Here is a 16,050-nt window from a genome sequence, read left to right as displayed (position 1 = left end):
CCAGTGAGTCTGGCAGTTCAGACAGCGATACTGTGTTTCGTGGGCTCCGTCAGGAGATGGGGGGTGTTGCCCAAGTAAGCGCAAATCGGCATGCGCTTGGCTAGTACTGACACCCTGTGGCAAGGCCAAACATGCCTGGCACAAGGGCGAGCCGTAAACTGACGCCATATCACCGCTCCCTGATGTGTTGTTTCGTATTGATACATCAGTATCGGTTTGCTTACGGATAGCGTCAAGTACCTGTCTTGGGCTCGGGCAAATGGTAGGAATAACTTTGATCCCTACCCGCGCGTTTTGCTTCGTACAAGGCAGTGTCTGCTTGGCGTAGCAACGCGTGTAGATCCAGGGTTGAAGAGTCCAAAGTGGCGATGCCCAAACTGGCAGTCATAGTCAGTTGTTGGTCGTTGTCCAGGCAAAAGGGCAGCAAGGAAATGCTTTTACGGACTCGCTCAGCAACAGCATGCGCTTGTAGTGCGCTGCAGTCCGGCAACAAAATACCAAATTCTTCTCCGCCTAGCCGGCCACATACATCGGTCTCGCGCAAAGCCAGTGAAATACGTTGGGTAACAGCGCTCAAGGCCAGATCGCCGACATGGTGGCCGTGGGTGTCGTTAACGGGCTTGAAGTGGTCGATGTCCAGAACGATGACGCTGATAGGAACCTGTTTCAAACGGCATTGGGTCAGTATTGTCTGGCTTTGCTGATAAAAAGCCTGTTTGTTGAGCAAGCCCGTCAGGTCATCGTGGTGGGCAAGTTGCTGCAGTTTTTCAACCGCCAGATTGCGTGCTGACATCAGGCTGGCGCTGGTGATCGAGGCCAGTGCAATGGAAGCAATCCCAATGCGCAGTGACAGCAGGTCTAGCGAGGTGTGGAACTGATTGGGCAAGAAGTACACCGGCGGGCTCAGAGCAAACAGCGTCCAGAGCACATAGAACAACGTCAGTAAGGTGGTCGAAAAGAGCGAGTAGCTAAGGGCGCACCACAATAAAGGCAGGACGGGAAAGGCCAGGGAGCCGGGGCCGTCAATCAGCAGGCTTAACAAGCTGGCCAATAACAAGGACAGAGCGGGCGCTAACTGGGCCAGGCTCATCAGGTGCGGTTCGTTCCAGTATTCCAGAAAGCGGCGCCAAGGGCGCGCGGGGGCGGTCAGGATGACGGGCAAGATAGCGCTATAGGAAATCAAGCTAGTCAGCATCCAGGACAGAATGGCCAAAGGCAAATCCTGATCGGTATGCAGATACAGGGCAAAACCGCCTAGCAAGGCAGATAAAACGCAGGCCAGGCCGTAGTAGGAGGCCAGGGTCAACATCGCCTGGGGGCGACGCAGGGAAAGATCCAACTGGCGATTGCGGGTGATCAGCCAATACGCCAGGCTGACGCCGCTGACATCGGCTACGGTCAAAAGCAGCGCAATGGGTAGGGGATTGGTGGCAAGCAGCTCGGCACAGAAATAGGCCAGCGTAATGAGTAGCCAGTTAAATTTTTGACTGGCCCAGTCTGGGCGGCGGATAAACAGACCCAGAAGCACAGCTTCGGTAGGCCAGAAGATGGTTAGTGCATCGGAATGGTGCAGCTTGGTACCCAGCAGGGTCAGAAGTAGGACCAGGCTGAACAGGAAAAACCGGGAGAGATAGGAGTAGCGCCGGGGTGGGCGCAAGCAGAAAGCCTGCTTTGGTTTCATATCCGTTGCCATAGGAGCGCACGCTCAACGTGGACGCTTTACAGCGTCGGATAAGTTTTAAGCCGCCACTATTTTAGGACGAAAGCAGGAATGGCCATTACAGATTGTAATTATGTGTTATCAAATGAGGCTAATACGGGGCTGTATCTGACTGCCCCGTATTAATTAGGGAGCATATTCTTAATTCAGAGCGGGCATGGGATGGCGAGGGGCCACGTGATGCACATCCTGCAGGCGGAAGCGAAACCGTACGTTGGCATCCTGACTATGGGCGTCGGCAGTGTAGGTGGTGCAGCCGTGTACAGGTGAACTGAAGATCACGGTACCAGCCATACGAGGGCCGTTTTTAGGCTGCAGATACACCGTATCGCCAATGCGAATATCGGTTTTATTCAAAGCAATATGGTCAGGGCGCGAGATCAAACCAGTTGGATAGATGTTTTTCATATTTTTTTCCTTATCGTGTGGTGTCATTACATCGTTTTTTTATTGAGATTTGATGACACCATGATGGACCAGCCTCCACACGGAGGTCAGGCCATTGCTATTTCAATGTAGAGCATCGCTGACTGGACAATAACAATGTCAAGCAAACGTACTCTGTGACAGCATGGACAGCGCCTTATTCGTTTGCCAAGCATATGGACGGAGCAAGTAGTCCGCTACGATGCAAAAAATAAGTCTGGATGTGGCTGCCGTCGCCGTAGTAAATGAATACCCGCATGTTTGGGGACATGCCAGAAGGTCAAAGGGACCTGTTTACGTGGGTATATTCAAGAAAATATTGATCGCACGTTCTTGATGTAATGGATATATGGGCGCGATCAGCTAACTATTAAGTCATAGGTTTGCGATGTTGTCAAGTGTCAGGGGGACGTCATTGCCGCAGGTCGATGTTTCTAATCCACTTCTTTGCACGCTATCGTCAAAGCAGGGGCGGGCTGTTGAACAGGCTGTTTTAGAATACGTTCTTTATCTTGCCTTTTGTTGTTGCCTCCCATGATTACCATCACCGGCTTGTTCACCCATCCCATCAAATCCTGTGCAGCCCAGGCGCATCCGCAGGGCGTTGAGGTTAGCGTTGCGGGCCTGGCTCACGATCGCGAGTGGGTCGTTGTTGACCAGCAGGGCGTATTCATGACGCAGCGTCGCTGGCCGCGTATGTCCTTGATTCGTCCATTGGTACAGGATGGGCAGATTACGGTCCAAGCGCCCGGTATGGAGACGTTGAGCTGGTCTCTGGATGCTCCGGTAGGGGATAACGTCGCCGTCTCCGTGCGTATCTGGAGTTCAGATACGTTGGGCCGGGATGAAGGCGATCAAGTCGCGCAATGGTTTAGCGACTTTTTGCAAACCCCTTGTCGGGTATTGCGTAACCATAGTCGTGCCCGTCGGTATGTCCTGACTGAACGGGTACGCCCTTGGGAAGAAAAGTCTCAGGGCTGGCGCCAGATCGGTGATCAGCTAAACGGTTTTGGTTTTGCCGACGCCTTGCCTTTTTTGTTCACCAATGAGGCGTCCCTGGAAGAGCTCAATCGCCTGGTTCTGCAGTCTGGGGAGCAAGCGGTGCCCATGGATCGTTTCCGTGCCAACGTCGTTTTCACGGGTTTGCCCGCCTACGAGGAAGACTACGTCCTGGGTGTGAGCAGCGAGGGTCTGAGCTTTGCGTTTGTCCGTCAGTGCACCCGTTGCCCTATGCCCAACGTGAACCAGCGAACGGCCGAGGTTGGCACACAACCCGGTTTGGCCTTGGCGCAAAGTCGCCAGTTTCCGCAAGGCACCTTGTTTGGCATGCAAGCCATGCTGGTTGAATCCCGGTCTCAGAGGCTGACGATTGGCCAGACCTTGGACGTGGAATACAGCTTTTAAGCATTAACCGGCGCCGGATCAGGCGTAGTCCAGGGGCAGACGTGTCGTGAACTTGATCTGCTCCATGGCAAAACTGGAGCTGACATCGGTCAGCTCTATTTCCGAGATCAGTCGCTGGTAAACCCGGTCAAAGCTTTTGATATCCGGCACGACGACACGTAGTAAATAGTCGGTATCGCCGCTCATGCGATAGAACTCCACAATCTGTGGGATTGCCTCGACCACCGCCGAAAACTGGCTGTACCACTGCTTGTTGTGCTGATTGGTCTTGATAGCCACAAATACCGTGACTCCTACATTCAGCTTTTCTGAACTGAGCAGCGCCACCCGCTTTTCGATATAGCCCTCTTGTTCCAGACGTTGTATGCGTCGCCAGCAGGGAGTGCTGGACAAACCCACCCGATCGGCAATTTCCTGGATCGCCAAGGTGGCATCGTTTTGGAGGATCTCCAGGATGTGCTTGTCGAATTTATCCAGCATAGAAATAATTTCCTAATAATATCGGTAGTTGTAGATTTTTATTCTCTGAATTCTGCCTGTGGTAGCGTGAAAACGCAATAATTGCCCCTGGGCTCTTGCGTAGACTGTTTCCATTCGTCTTTAGCGATCACGATCAGGAAAACAGCATGCAGGACTGCGATTATCAAAATACGCGTTTGACGCATTTAGGCCGGGACACCCGCGTGTCGGCTGGCTTTGTGAATGTGCCCGTTTGTCGTGGCTCGACTATTTTGGCCGACAATCTGGAACAATGGGCCCAGCGCAAGGAACCTGACAATCCCTATGTTTCTTATGGCCGCTTCACCAACCCTACCTTGCAAACCTTGACGCAAGCCGTGGCCGAGCTGGAAGGCGGTTTTCAGGCCAGCCTGTTCCCGTCTGGCTTGGCGGCGTGTACCCATGCTTTGTTGGGCATGCTGGAAGTCGGGGATCATTTGCTGATACCGGATTCGGTCTATGGACCGGTACGCGCGTTTGCGCAGCAGGTACTGGCTAGCCGCATGGGCATTCAGGTTCAGTTTTACGAGCCGTCTTTGGGGGAGGAGATAGCCAGCCTGATTCGTCCCCATACCAAGGTGGTGTACGTAGAGTCGCCCGGTTCGGCCACCTTCGAGATTCAGGATATCCCGGCCATTGCACGTTGTGCGCATGCGGTGGGGGCGTATGTGCTTTTGGACAATACCTGGGCTACCCCCTTGTTTTTTAAGCCGTTTGAACATGGCGTGGATGTGTCTATCCAGGCTGCCACCAAATATCTGACGGGGCATTCCGATGCCTTGCTGGGAGTTGCCACGGCCAATGAACGCGCTTGGCCGTTGCTGCGTCGGGCGGCGCATGATTTTGGTCAGACAGCCGGGCCTGATGATGCCTTTTTGGCGCTGCGTGGCATGCGCACCTTAGGTGTACGCTTGCGTCAGCATCAGGCCAGTGCCTTGCAGATTGCCCGTTTTCTGGAACAACATCCGCAGGTACAACAGGTTTTGCATCCGGCGCTGGAGTCTCATCCCGGCCATGCGATCTGGAAACGGGATTTTACCGGTTCTACGGGTTTGTTCGGTGTGGTGCTGGAACCGTTGAGTCAAGCGCAGTTATCTTTATTTTTCAAGGCCTTGCGCCTGTTTGGTATCGGTCTATCCTGGGGCGGGTTCGAGAGCCTGGCTTTGCCTATGGATATGCCCAAGCGCAACGGGCGCGCCTTGTTCGGGCAGGGACAGTTGTTGCGTTTGCATGTAGGGCTGGAAGAGCCCCAGCACTTGCAGCAAGATCTGGCACAGGCTTTGGATGCGGCCTATGCCCTTAACACGTCCAGAAACACAGAGGGGCTGTGCTTAGTTGCCCAGCAGGCTTAACTGCTGGTTTTCCTGTCGGGCGATCAGGCGGCGCGTCTGTTCTTCATTAATGTCCAGACTGGGATCGTCCAAAGAAGGTTGAGCGGGGCTGGAGATGCGTTCTGCAATTCGGTTCCATCGCAGCCCCAGTTTGCTGGGCTTGGCCGGGCGGCGACGGCTGCGCGGGGCGGTTTCCTGTTGGTCGGGCGAGTACTGGGTCAGGTCAAACTGGCCTGTAACGATACCCACTTGCTTGAGCAGAACCATGGCTTGCAAGGGACTTTTGAAACTGCGCGGATCTTTGCTGCGGGCGGTAACCAGTACCGCCTGACCGGCACGCGTGGCCACTTGTACAAAAAAATGATTGCCTTGTCCTTTGATGGACACACCTAAAATGCCCCCGGCTTGCGTGGCGGCACGCAGCTGCTGCAGGGTAAAGGTGACGATTGCGCCTTGACAGGGCAAAGAGGACATAAATTAGCGCTCAATAAAGAAAGCCCGCCGTTGCGGGCTGGTCGGGCAAACAGCTACGTCCCCGCAAGAGGGGACTCAAGGGCGACATTATGCCAAAAAATAGGCGGTTCGTGGTTTGGACGGCACAAGACGGAAGGACGTCTTGTGCAGGCTGAGCCTTAGGCCGCGGCCTGTGCGCACAGACGCGGCAGGATGTGGTTAGCCAGCAAAGGGGCCAGCGTCAGCGAACGGATTTCTTGCGGGCTGACCCAGCGGGCTTCTTCCAGCTCGGCAGCGGCCTGAATGTCGCGGTCTACTGTCAACGTAAACACGTGGGCATGAACCATATGGCCAGGCTCATTGGCGGCGGGGCTTTCAAAGTAGGCTTCGTACCGGGCCTGGGCGGTTTCTTCCGCTTTCAAGCCCAGTTCTTCATCCAGTTCACGTTGCAAGGCTTGCAAGGGCGTCTCGCCTGCTTCCAGCTTGCCACCGGCTTGCATGTAATAGGCGCTGCCACGTTTACGGACCAGCAAAATTTGTCCGGCAGAGTTGGTGATGTAGGCGGCAGCCAGCAAGATGACAGGATGAGACATGGGTTCTTCAAGCTAAAAGGGGTCAAGCCAGGATCGGTTCAAGCAGGCTATTTTTGCACAGGCTCGGAAGGGGTGTCATCCAGGGTTTTGGCTCGCAGCAAATAACGAGTGGCGAAAATGCCCGGAATTAACAAGCCCAGTCGATACCAGCCCAAGTGACTGGTCAGCCAGGCCGAGGCGGCCAGCGACAGCCACAACATGATCAGCGCCCGACGTTTGGCTTTGCGGGTCAAGCCTTGGCCGTTTTCCCAGTTGCGCAAATAAGGGCCCAGATGGCGCTGGTCCAGCAGCCATTGATGAAAGCGGGGGGAGCTACGGGAGAAGCACCATGCAGCCAGCAGCACAAAAGGCGTGGTAGGCAGCAAGGGTAAAACAGCGCCGGCAATGGCCAGCGCTACACATACCCACCCGGCAACCATCAGGGCGTAACGCATCATGCTTAGCGGGGAACGCGTCCCAGCATGTAGAACTCGTCATTGCAGCGCATGGACATGAAGTTGGCCATGCGGTTGCTCAGACCAAAAAAGGCGCTGATGCCGGCAATGTCCCAGGCGTCTTCGTCGCTGAAGCCGTGCTCGTGCAGGGCCTGGAAGTCCGTGTCTTCAATCTCCTGGGCGTTTTGCGAGACTTTCATGGCGAATGCCAGCATGGCTTTTTGACGCGCCGGAATATCGGCCTTGCGCCAGTTTACGGCAACCTGGTCTGCCACCAACGGGTTCTTGGCGCGGATACGCAAAATCGCACCGTGGGCAATGACGCAGTAATGACACTGATTGGCGGCAGAGGTAGCCACCACAATCATTTCCCGATCGGCATGGCTCAAACCACTGGGCTTTTCCATCAACGCGTCGTGATAGGCAAAAAAGGCGCGAAACTCGTCAGGGCGGTGTGCCAGAGCCAGAAATACATTCGGAATAAAACCGGATTTTTCCTGCACGGCTTCAATACGACTGCGAATATCCTCGGGCATGTCGGCCAGGGTAGGGACGGGATAACGGCTGATAGCGGGTTGTGCTTGTGTCTCGGGCATGGCTTGTCTCCAGGTGAAAATGGATGTTCTAGTTCATCGAGTAATTAAATCCAGCTACGCAAAGGTGTCCAGGGTCGGTCAAGACGATATAATGACATATTGATCCTGCCGCGGGCATGGCTCTGCTATAGAGTCTTACGGGCGGAACTGTACTTGCACACCACTACTGACGCGATAATGACAACCATCCTTGAATCTCTTCCAGTCGGCCAGAAGGTCGGCATTGCCTTTTCCGGTGGCCTGGACACCAGCGCTGCACTTTTGTGGATGCGCAATAAGGGCGCGATCCCTTACGCATACACCGCGAACCTGGGTCAGCCTGACGAACCCGATTACGATGCGATTCCCCGCAAGGCCAAGGAATACGGTGCCACGCTGGCCCGTCTGGTGGACTGCCGTCAGCAACTGGTGGCTGAAGGGATTGCCGCCTTGCAGTGCAACGCCTTTCATATCACCACCGGCGGTGTTACCTACTTCAACACCACGCCTATTGGCCGTGCTGTGACCGGCACCATGCTGGTTGCTGCCATGAAAGAAGACGACGTCCATATCTGGGGCGACGGCAGCACCTACAAGGGCAACGACATCGAGCGTTTCTACCGCTACGGTTTGTTGACCAACCCTGAGCTGAAGATTTACAAGCCTTGGCTGGACCAGACGTTTATTGATGAGCTGGGTGGCCGTGCCGAGATGTCCGAGTACATGCAGGAAAACGGCTTCGACTACAAGATGTCGGCCGAGAAAGCCTACTCCACCGACTCCAATATGCTGGGTGCCACGCACGAAGCCAAGGATCTGGAATACCTGAACGCCGGTATCAATATCGTCAAACCCATTATGGGCGTGGCTTTCTGGCGTGACGACGTGGCTGTGGCCGCTGAAGAGGTGCGTGTGCGCTTCGAGGAAGGCCAGCCTGTTGCCTTGAACGGCGTGGAATTCGCCGACCCGGTGGAACTGATGCTGGAAGCCAACCGCATCGGCGGCCGTCATGGTCTGGGCATGAGCGACCAAATTGAAAACCGCATTATTGAAGCCAAGAGCCGTGGCATTTACGAAGCTCCCGGCATGGCCTTGCTGCACATCGCTTACGAGCGCCTGGTGACCGGCATCCACAACGAAGACACCATCGAGCAGTACCGCATCAACGGTTTGCGTTTGGGCCGCTTGCTGTACCAAGGCCGCTGGTTTGACCCACAAGCCATTATGCTGCGTGAAACTGCCCAGCGCTGGGTGGCTCGTGCTGTTACGGGCGAAGTGACTCTGGAACTGCGTCGCGGTAATGACTACTCCATCCTGGATACGGTTTCGCCTAACCTGACCTACAAGGCCGAGCGCCTGAGCATGGAAAAAGTGGACAGCATGTTCTCGCCACGCGACCGTATTGGTCAACTGACCATGCGCAATCTGGATATCGTGGACACACGTGATAAGTTGTTCACCTACACCCAGGTTGGCCTGCTGGCTCCTGCTGCCGGTTCGGCTGTGCCTCAGCTCAAAGACAGCAAGAAGTAAGACATGGCGGCAGATCGGGGGGGCTCTGAGTAGAACCCCTGATTTGAAGCAGCAGTGTCAAAACACCCCAATGCCCGATTCAACAGGCATTGGGGTGTTTTTTATGGAGTTGGCCCAGCGTTCCTGAGCCGTTCTGTTTAATGGCTGCAGTTGTCGCTATTTGCTTGAGTACGCAGAGCGGTATGAGCCTATCGTCAATTTGGTTTGATGAGACCAGCAAGACGCAAGCTGCGCTTAGTGTGCGTCGGGCATCGAATCAGTCGATCAGTTTTCCGCTTGGCTCATGAAAGGCGAATGGGCCATCGAACTGACCCACTGTGGCGGTATGGGTGACGATCTGGCCGTGATTACTCAGTGCATGAACGGCATAGCCCGGTGGTTCCAGCGTCCAGGCCGAAGTGGCATCCTCAGCCAGGTCCAGGCAAACCTGGTGGGCAACAGAGGGGGCGGTGCTGGCAATGGTTCCACCAAAGCGGATCTGTATATTGCGATGCAAATGTCCGCTGATTACACGTTCCACATTGCTATGCTGACGCACAATCGCCTCCAGTTGTTCTGCCCCGTTCAGTAGGCCAATCTTGTCCATATGGCCGATCAGGGTGTTGAAAGGAGGGTGATGCAAGGCAATGACGGTGGGGCGCTTGGGCTGTGCGCTCAGTTCGGCTGCCAGCCAGTCCAGTTGCTCCTGATCCAGACTTCCCGCACTGGCACCCGCGACGGCACTGTCCAGGGCCAACAGTCTTAACTCACCCATATCCACGCCGTAGCAAACGGGGCCGGTCTTGCCCAAGTAAGTATGCTCGGGAAAGCTTGCGCGTAATTGCTGTCGATCGTCATGGTTTCCGGGCAGCAGGTACACAGGAATCGTTCCTAGAGGGGCAAGCAAGCGGCGCAAGTGGGCATATTCCTGCGGTCTGCCAAAATCAGTCAGATCGCCCGTCAGCACGATCGCATCTGGCTTTTGGGGCAGGGTCAGAGCGTGCTCTATGGCCTGTTTCAGATAGGGTGCGGTATTCAGGCGCCCATAGGCCAGCCTGCCTTCTTCCCGGATATGCGGGTCTGTCATTTGAATCAGTAGTGTTTTCAGCATCTTTTTCCGAGCTCCCCTAGGTGGGCGCTTTCTGTGTCAACGGTTCGGTGGGGAAGGTAAGTGGCGTGTTCAGGATCAGGGTTGATTAGGGACATCCTGGGAGTGTGTCACGGTGCCTGGCATCAGTTTTATGGGATTGATCCGAATGCCCACGATACTGCCGACCATCGCTGTGTGATCCCGATCAACTTCGGCAATCATGTCTGCCTGGCCTTCGACGCCTAGTGTCAGTTGCACCCTTCCTCCCATAAAACTGCGTTGACGCACCTGTGCCTGTGCCCAGCCTATTGGTCTGTTCATGGAAACGTCAATATCTTCTGGCCGGACCAGCAACTGATCGGTGCCGAGCAAGGTCTCGGGGCAGGGCAGGCATAGATCGGCTAGCTGAATATCCTTGTTCAGCAGGTTTTGCGCTGTACGTTGCAGTACATTCACACGCCCCAAAAAGGTCGCCACAAAAGGGTGGGCCGGGTTGCGGTACAGGCTTTCACCGTCACCGGTTTGAACAATACGGCCCTCGTGCATGACGGCCAGCCGATCGGCAATCGCAAAGGCTTCCTGCTGATCGTGGGTGACATGAATGGCCGTGATGCGTAAACGCCGCAGTAGTTCGGCCAGTTCATCGCGTAAGGAGATTTTCAACTTGGCATCCAGGGCGGCCAAGGGTTCGTCCAATAGCAGGACGCGGGGCTGATTGGCAATGGCTCGCGCAATGGCGACCCGCTGTCGTTGGCCCCCGGACAGCGCAGAGGGCAGACGTTTTTCCAGGCCATTCAGACGCATGAGATCGACCAGCTCGCCGACTCGTTCTTGGCGCAGGGTTGGTGCCATGCCCTTGATTTTAGGGCCATAAGCGATATTGGCTTCTACCGTCATAGAGGGGAACAAAGCGTAGTGTTGAAACACCATGCCTACCTCGCGCTTTTCAATAGGCAGATGGGTGACATCTTGCCCATCGAACAGAATGCGGCTGCCGGCGTCTGGCATTTCCAGACCGGCGATCAATCGTAGCAAGGTGGTTTTTCCACAGCCCGAAGGCCCGAGCAAGGCCATGACTTCACCGGGGTCGATGTCCAGTGTGCTGGGATGCAAACCCCGCGTGCCATCCGCATAGGTTTTGGCGCATTGTTCGATACGTACCGGGACGTGTTTATTTTCCATCGTGTTTCTCCAGCAAGCGCGCCAGTGTTTGCAGCCCCCAGAGCACGGGCAAAATGACGAGCATGAAAATCAGTGTATAGGCCGAGCCCACTTCGATACGCATCGACGCGTAGCTGTCAGCCAGCCCCACGGGCAGGGTGCGGGTCAGTGGCGTATGCAGCATCCAGGTCAGGTTGAACTCGCCCAGGGACAAGGTGAACACCATCAGGCTGCCCGCCACAATCGCGGGCAGGATGGCGGGCAGCAAGATGCCGAAAAAGATCTGGCTAAAGCTGGCACCCAGGGATCGGGCGGCTTCTTCCAGATCAATCAGGCTGCGTTTTTGCAGGGCCGCACTGGTGGTGCGCACCATAAAGGGCAGAGTGAACACAATGTGGCCCACCAAAATGAACCAGAAGCTTTGCCGAAAACCTTGCAAGGAGCCGTAGGCCAGCAGCAGGGCTAACGCCGAGGCCAGCCCGGGAACGGCGACTGGCAAGGTCAGCAGTTCCTCAAAGGCTCGGGCCAGGCGCGAGCGGCTGCGAGCCAATGCGTAGGCACAGGGCACACCAAGCACAATGACAGCCAGTACGCAGAGTAAAGCCAGTTGCAGTGATAGCCAGACCGTACCGCCATAGTTCACCCAGACCTGTTCCAGCCATTTCAGGGTCAGGCCGCTTTTCAGGCCCAGTCGATAGTTGTTGACCAGGCCCGCCATCACCGAAATCAGGATGGGACCCAGCAGAAACAAAACAGTGAGGCCAGTGACCGCCAAAAGCAAAGGAGCAGGGCGATGCATGCTGCCAGAAGAGATCGTCTTCATGGAACCCTCACGCGATGACGGAGGGGTCGCGCACGAGACGCCGAGCCATCCACAAGGTAAACCATGTCAGCAGCCCCAATGAAATGGATAGGCTGGCGGCCAGGGTGAAATTCGCATAATTGGTAAATTCGTTATAGATGGTGATGGGCAGTACTTCGTAGCGGCTGGACAGGGTGAAGGCCGTGCCGAAGGCGCCCATGGAGGTGGCAAACACAATGGCGCCACAGGACAAGGAGGTAGGTGCGAGTTCCGGTATCCAGACGTCTCTGGCGACGGCCCAACGCGAGGCACCGCAAGAGCGTGCTGCTTCTTCCAGATTGCGGTCGATGGATTCTGCCGCCGCAGTGTAGGTGGCAATGGCGCGGGGCAGTGAAAAGTACAGGTAGGCCAGAAACAGACCTAACAGGCCATAGGCAAAGGTCACGCGTCCCAATCCCAGACCCTGTGTAATTTGGGCCAGCAGCCCCTGCCGGCCACCCAGCAAAATAATGAAAAAACCGACAATCACCCCAGGGAAAGACAGGGGCAGGGTCATCAAGGAGAGCAGCAGACGCTTGGCAGGGACGCGATAGCGAGCCATCACAATTCCTACCATGGCGCCCAATATCAGGGTCGCCAGCGTCACGATGGCAGACAGGAGCAGCGTTTGCAGCAGGGCCTGCAAGTAACGTCCTGATGTCAGAACGACCCAATAGGTGTGCATGCCTTCTTGTGCGGGTAGTGCCAGGAGCTGTGCTGCAGGCAAGAGCCAGAAGGCGGCAAAGAAAGCGACAGCGGGGGCCGAGCACAGGGGTAACAGGTATTTGCGTTGCATACGCTCACTCCACATCTCAGAGGGCCGCTTAGCGGACCTCGGCCAGGTAACGTTCGGCAAAGGGTTTCTGGCCTTGTGCCATGCGGTCATAGTCAATTGCCTTGGCACGGGCGTATTCGCTGTCAGGCAAAAAGCGCGACTGTGCCTGTTCGCTGATGGCGCTGCTGCGAACCGGACGCAGGAAGGCATTGGCCCAGATGGATTGACCTTGCTCGGAAAGCACAAAATCCAGCACTTTACGTCCCTCTTCGGTGTGCGGTGCCTTGTTGACCAGCGACATCACGTAAGGAACCACAATCGTGCCTTCTTGCGGAATCACGAAGGCCACATCTTCTCCGTCCTTGTATTGGGCGCGATAGGCGCTGAAGTCATAGTCCAGCAAGATAGGGATCTCGCCGGAAATCAGGCGCGCATAGGCGGTTTGCTTAGGGACAATGGGGTTGTTTTGCTGCAGGGCCTTGAACCAGTTGATGGCCGGATCAAAGTTATCCATCGTGCCGCCCAGGGCTTCATTGATGGCCACGGCGCCCACATAACCCACGAAGGCGGACGACGGATCCAGGTAACCGACCAGACCTTTGTATTCCGGTTTGAGCAAGTCGTTCCAGGAGGCAGGGACCGGTACATCGCCCAAGGCTGATTTGTTGACCATGATGCCCATGGTGCCGGAGTGAATGGCAAACCAGTGGCCTTGCGGATCCTTTAAGCCTTCCGGAATCTGCTCCCAGCCCTTGGGTTTGTAGGCCTGCGTCACGCCTTCTTTCTGGGCCTGAATGGCAAAGGTAATACCCAGATAGGTCACATCGGCCACCGGGTTGGCCGATTCGGCAACCAGTTGGGCCAGCGACTGACCGGAGTTCTTGTTGTCTGGAGGCACGGTAATGCCGGTGTGCTGTTTGATGGCCTCGATTTGGCTGGCCCAATCAGCCCATTCGGGTGGGCAGTTGTAGCAAATCGCCGTCTGTGCGGCGGCCGCATTGCCCAATGTCAGCATGGCCAATGGCAATGCGACGCGGCAGGCCAGTGTGCTCAGGATGTGTTTCATGGTTGGTCACTCCAGTTAGTAGGTGGGTCTAGATAAAGCCGGCATGGCTTGCAAGCAGGGGTGTTGCGGGAACGTTTCCCGGAAAGGAAGGCACAGCATTGTCAGGGCGCCTGTAGTTGGAACGGAGAGGGGGCGCAGGACTCACCCGGATCAAAGGTGTAGGGCAGCAATATCGACTCTTGAGCCGGGACAGCTTGCTGCCGGGCGATAGAACCCAGCAGCAGGCCAATGCACTGGCGGCCAATTTCCTCATTGGGTTGAGCAATGGTGGCCGGGCGAGGGAACAGTTCAGCCCCCAGGCCAATGCCGTCAAAGCCGATGATGCTGATGTCCTGGGGTACGCGTAAACCGATCTGCTGGGCGGTTCGCAGACAACGAATGGCAATCAGGTCATTGGAGCCAATGACCGCCGTAGGCCGATCAGCCTGACGCAGCAGTCGGGCGACGCTGGCCAAGTGAATGCCGCCTTCTGTGGAGGCAGGGGCTGTCGGGTCCTCAGGAGGGTGATCCATAAAAGGTACTTCCAGTAGCGGCATGGGGGCCAAGCCCGCGCTTTCCATTCCTTTGAGGTAACCGCAACTGCGTTGTTGGGCCCGGTCCGAGACATGCAAATGTCCGCTCACCATGGCAATGCGGCGATGCCCTTGGGTGGCAAGGTGACCAATCAGCTCAATCATGGCTTGCTCACCATTGACGCTGACGCAAGGGTGTTCGGGATGCTGGTTGTAGGCCAGTACATAGGGGCAGGGTGTGGTGCTCAAGCGTTCCAATGCCGGGGACGTGGCCGGATTGGAGACCACCAGCACAATGCCTTCGACATTGCTGGCCAACAGCAGAGCTACGGCCTGGGATTCACGTTCGACGTGGTATTCCGTAAAGAAGGGCAAGATGGCGTAGCCGGCATGGGCGGCGGTATCGGCTATCCCTTTCAGGCACTCGGCAAAGACGGGGTTCAGCAAAGTAGGCAAGACCACACCAATCACACGGCTGCGTTGGCTACGCAGGCTGCGGGCCGAGGCATTGGGTTGATAACCCAGGGCCTGGATGGCAGCTTGCACACGCAGCAGGGTTTTTTTACCCACTTTCTCAGGTTCGTTGAGCGCACGCGATACCGTGGCAACCGATACCTGCGCTGCCTTGGCAACATCCAGGATTCCAACATTGGCCATGACATTCAGCCGTCAAAATGAAAACGATTACATTTGAGCAAAGGCATATGTCAGGCAAATGACGAATCGGTTTTTTTCCTGCCGGGTGCCAAGAACCTTATCGGGTTTCGTGGCCGGAAGCATCGTTCCTCACCAAAATTGATGCCACTTATACGAGCGGGATCTGAAACAGATCCTGGTCTTGATGCGGCGGATTCTACAGTGGGCTCTCCTGAACAACAGGCCTGCGCGGTCAGGCTTTCACGTCATGAAACCCATTCTTGTTTTGCAGCACGAGGCTACACAAGGGCCAGGTGTATTACTGGATCATCTGGAGAAAAACGGCCTTTGCTATCAACTACTGATGTCACCGCTGGAGGGGAGAGCACCGGTCTTGGCACGTGATTACAGCGGGATTGTCGTCTTGGGCAGCGACCATAGTGTTAACGAGGATCTGCCCTGGATAGTGTGTGAACAGGCGCTTTTGCAGGATGCAGTCCAGCGCCATGTTCCTGTGCTGGGCCATTGCTTTGGGGCGCAGCTTCTGGCCCGTTCTCTGGGCGCCAAGGTGCAGCGCAGCCCGTATCCGAATATAGGCTGGGGCCAGGTCTGGAGCAGCCCTTATGCCCAGCGTGTGATGGGCCTGCCCAGACGTGCTGTGCTGTTTAACTGGCATTACGACACTTTTCAGATTCCTTCGGGTGCCAGCCGGACGTTGTATGGCCCTCATTGTCTGAACAAGGGCTTTGGCTTGGGTCCGCATTGGGCTTTTCAAGGTCATCTGGAAGTGACTGCCGATAGCATTCGGCAGTGGTGCGACCACGGTCGCCACGAGCTGGCGCAGGTATACGGTCCTGCCGCTCAGGATGCTGACCATATCTTGCTTGGGCTGGATCAGCATGTGAGCACCTTGCATCTTCTTGCCAGACAGACTTACCAGCGCTGGACAGATCAGTTGCTGGAGCGCTCCGGGTTTGCCCGCACCCAAATCCATATGCCGTCTTTATACGCAGGCCAGTAAAC

The 16,050-nt window shown here is 56.0% G+C and carries 17 protein-coding genes; 4 read left to right on the top strand and 13 right to left on the bottom strand.

The window, feature by feature from the left end; genetic code table 11:
- Positions 1-232 precede the first annotated feature (232 nt).
- On the bottom strand, positions 233-1,681 hold the full coding sequence (locus LNA76_RS07205) for a GGDEF domain-containing protein (RefSeq protein WP_125277508.1): 1,449 nt from the start codon (positions 1,679-1,681) through the stop codon (positions 233-235).
- 180 nt (positions 1,682-1,861) lie between these two features.
- Positions 1,862-2,128 (bottom strand): hypothetical protein, encoded by a 267-nt coding sequence (locus tag LNA76_RS07200; RefSeq protein WP_094196347.1) that lies wholly within the window; start codon positions 2,126-2,128, stop codon positions 1,862-1,864.
- Positions 2,129-2,680: 552 nt separating this feature from the next.
- Between LNA76_RS07200 and LNA76_RS07195 the strand changes: the two genes are divergently transcribed.
- On the top strand, positions 2,681-3,550 hold the full coding sequence (locus LNA76_RS07195; protein WP_094196348.1) for an MOSC domain-containing protein: 870 nt from the start codon (positions 2,681-2,683) through the stop codon (positions 3,548-3,550).
- Between the two features lie 18 nt (positions 3,551-3,568).
- Here the strand turns inward: LNA76_RS07195 and LNA76_RS07190 are convergent, their stop codons facing one another.
- Positions 3,569-4,030, bottom strand: coding sequence for an Lrp/AsnC family transcriptional regulator (locus LNA76_RS07190; protein WP_009455584.1), 462 nt, complete (start codon positions 4,028-4,030; stop codon positions 3,569-3,571).
- A 146-nt stretch (positions 4,031-4,176) separates the two neighbouring features.
- Here LNA76_RS07190 and metC point away from each other — a divergent pair, with 146 nt between their 5' ends.
- Positions 4,177-5,400, top strand: coding sequence for a cystathionine beta-lyase (gene metC, locus LNA76_RS07185; protein WP_230018613.1), 1,224 nt, complete (start codon positions 4,177-4,179; stop codon positions 5,398-5,400).
- On the opposite strand, the gene LNA76_RS07180 is transcribed toward metC, so the two are convergent.
- From LNA76_RS07180 to LNA76_RS07165, 4 genes are all read right to left on the bottom strand, one after another.
- A complete protein-coding gene (locus LNA76_RS07180) occupies positions 5,380-5,853 on the bottom strand; it encodes a hypothetical protein (protein ID WP_094196350.1) in 474 nt (157 codons plus the stop codon). The two genes, metC and LNA76_RS07180, sit on opposite strands and share 21 nt — an antisense overlap.
- 158 nt (positions 5,854-6,011) lie before the next feature.
- Complete coding sequence (locus LNA76_RS07175) at positions 6,012-6,425, bottom strand: NUDIX hydrolase (protein WP_108727292.1); 414 nt, start codon at positions 6,423-6,425, stop codon at positions 6,012-6,014.
- 47 nt (positions 6,426-6,472) lie between these two features.
- Positions 6,473-6,862 carry a YbaN family protein gene (locus LNA76_RS07170; RefSeq protein WP_094196352.1) on the bottom strand — a complete coding sequence of 130 codons (390 nt, stop codon included), beginning with the start codon at positions 6,860-6,862 and terminating at the stop codon, positions 6,473-6,475.
- 2 nt (positions 6,863-6,864) lie between these two features.
- Complete coding sequence (locus LNA76_RS07165; protein ID WP_230018612.1) at positions 6,865-7,455, bottom strand: peroxidase-related enzyme; 591 nt, start codon at positions 7,453-7,455, stop codon at positions 6,865-6,867.
- A 177-nt stretch (positions 7,456-7,632) separates the two neighbouring features.
- On the opposite strand from LNA76_RS07165, the gene argG reads away from it, so the two are divergent.
- Entirely contained in the window at positions 7,633-8,967 is a 1,335-nt protein-coding gene (argG, locus tag LNA76_RS07160) for an argininosuccinate synthase (RefSeq protein ID WP_108727294.1), read from the top strand.
- A gap of 256 nt (positions 8,968-9,223) precedes the next feature.
- On the opposite strand, the gene LNA76_RS07155 is transcribed toward argG, so the two are convergent.
- From LNA76_RS07155 to LNA76_RS07130, 6 genes are all read right to left on the bottom strand, one after another.
- Positions 9,224-10,057, bottom strand: a complete 834-nt coding sequence (locus LNA76_RS07155) for a phosphodiesterase (RefSeq protein ID WP_121738677.1) — start codon at positions 10,055-10,057, stop codon at positions 9,224-9,226.
- Positions 10,058-10,132: 75 nt separating this feature from the next.
- The gene (locus LNA76_RS07150; protein WP_094196356.1) at positions 10,133-11,218 is read right to left on the bottom strand and encodes an ABC transporter ATP-binding protein; all 1,086 of its coding nucleotides are present in this window, start codon (positions 11,216-11,218) and stop codon (positions 10,133-10,135) included.
- On the bottom strand, positions 11,208-12,020 hold the full coding sequence (locus tag LNA76_RS07145) for an ABC transporter permease (RefSeq protein WP_203226742.1): 813 nt from the start codon (positions 12,018-12,020) through the stop codon (positions 11,208-11,210). The genes LNA76_RS07150 and LNA76_RS07145 overlap by 11 nt, the downstream gene beginning before the upstream one ends.
- Positions 12,021-12,027: 7 nt before the next feature.
- A complete protein-coding gene (locus tag LNA76_RS07140; protein ID WP_094196358.1) occupies positions 12,028-12,834 on the bottom strand; it encodes an ABC transporter permease in 807 nt (268 codons plus the stop codon).
- 28 nt (positions 12,835-12,862) lie between these two features.
- Positions 12,863-13,828 (bottom strand): ABC transporter substrate-binding protein, encoded by a 966-nt coding sequence (locus LNA76_RS07135; RefSeq protein ID WP_230018814.1) that lies wholly within the window; start codon positions 13,826-13,828, stop codon positions 12,863-12,865.
- A 152-nt stretch (positions 13,829-13,980) separates the two neighbouring features.
- Positions 13,981-15,048: a LacI family DNA-binding transcriptional regulator gene (locus tag LNA76_RS07130; protein WP_125277505.1), complete on the bottom strand. Its 1,068-nt coding sequence runs from the start codon at positions 15,046-15,048 to the stop codon at positions 13,981-13,983.
- A 247-nt stretch (positions 15,049-15,295) separates the two neighbouring features.
- Here LNA76_RS07130 and LNA76_RS07125 point away from each other — a divergent pair, with 247 nt between their 5' ends.
- Entirely contained in the window at positions 15,296-16,048 is a 753-nt protein-coding gene (locus tag LNA76_RS07125; RefSeq protein ID WP_094196361.1) for a type 1 glutamine amidotransferase, read from the top strand.
- The last annotated feature ends 2 nt before the right edge of the window (positions 16,049-16,050 follow it).

It is taken from the genome of Alcaligenes sp. MMA (assembly GCF_020907215.1).
Taxonomy (GTDB): Bacteria; Pseudomonadota; Gammaproteobacteria; order Burkholderiales; family Burkholderiaceae_B; genus Alcaligenes; species Alcaligenes aquatilis.
The sequence above is the reverse complement of the archived record's forward strand: the minus strand, read 5'-3'. Positions and strand labels throughout refer to the sequence as shown.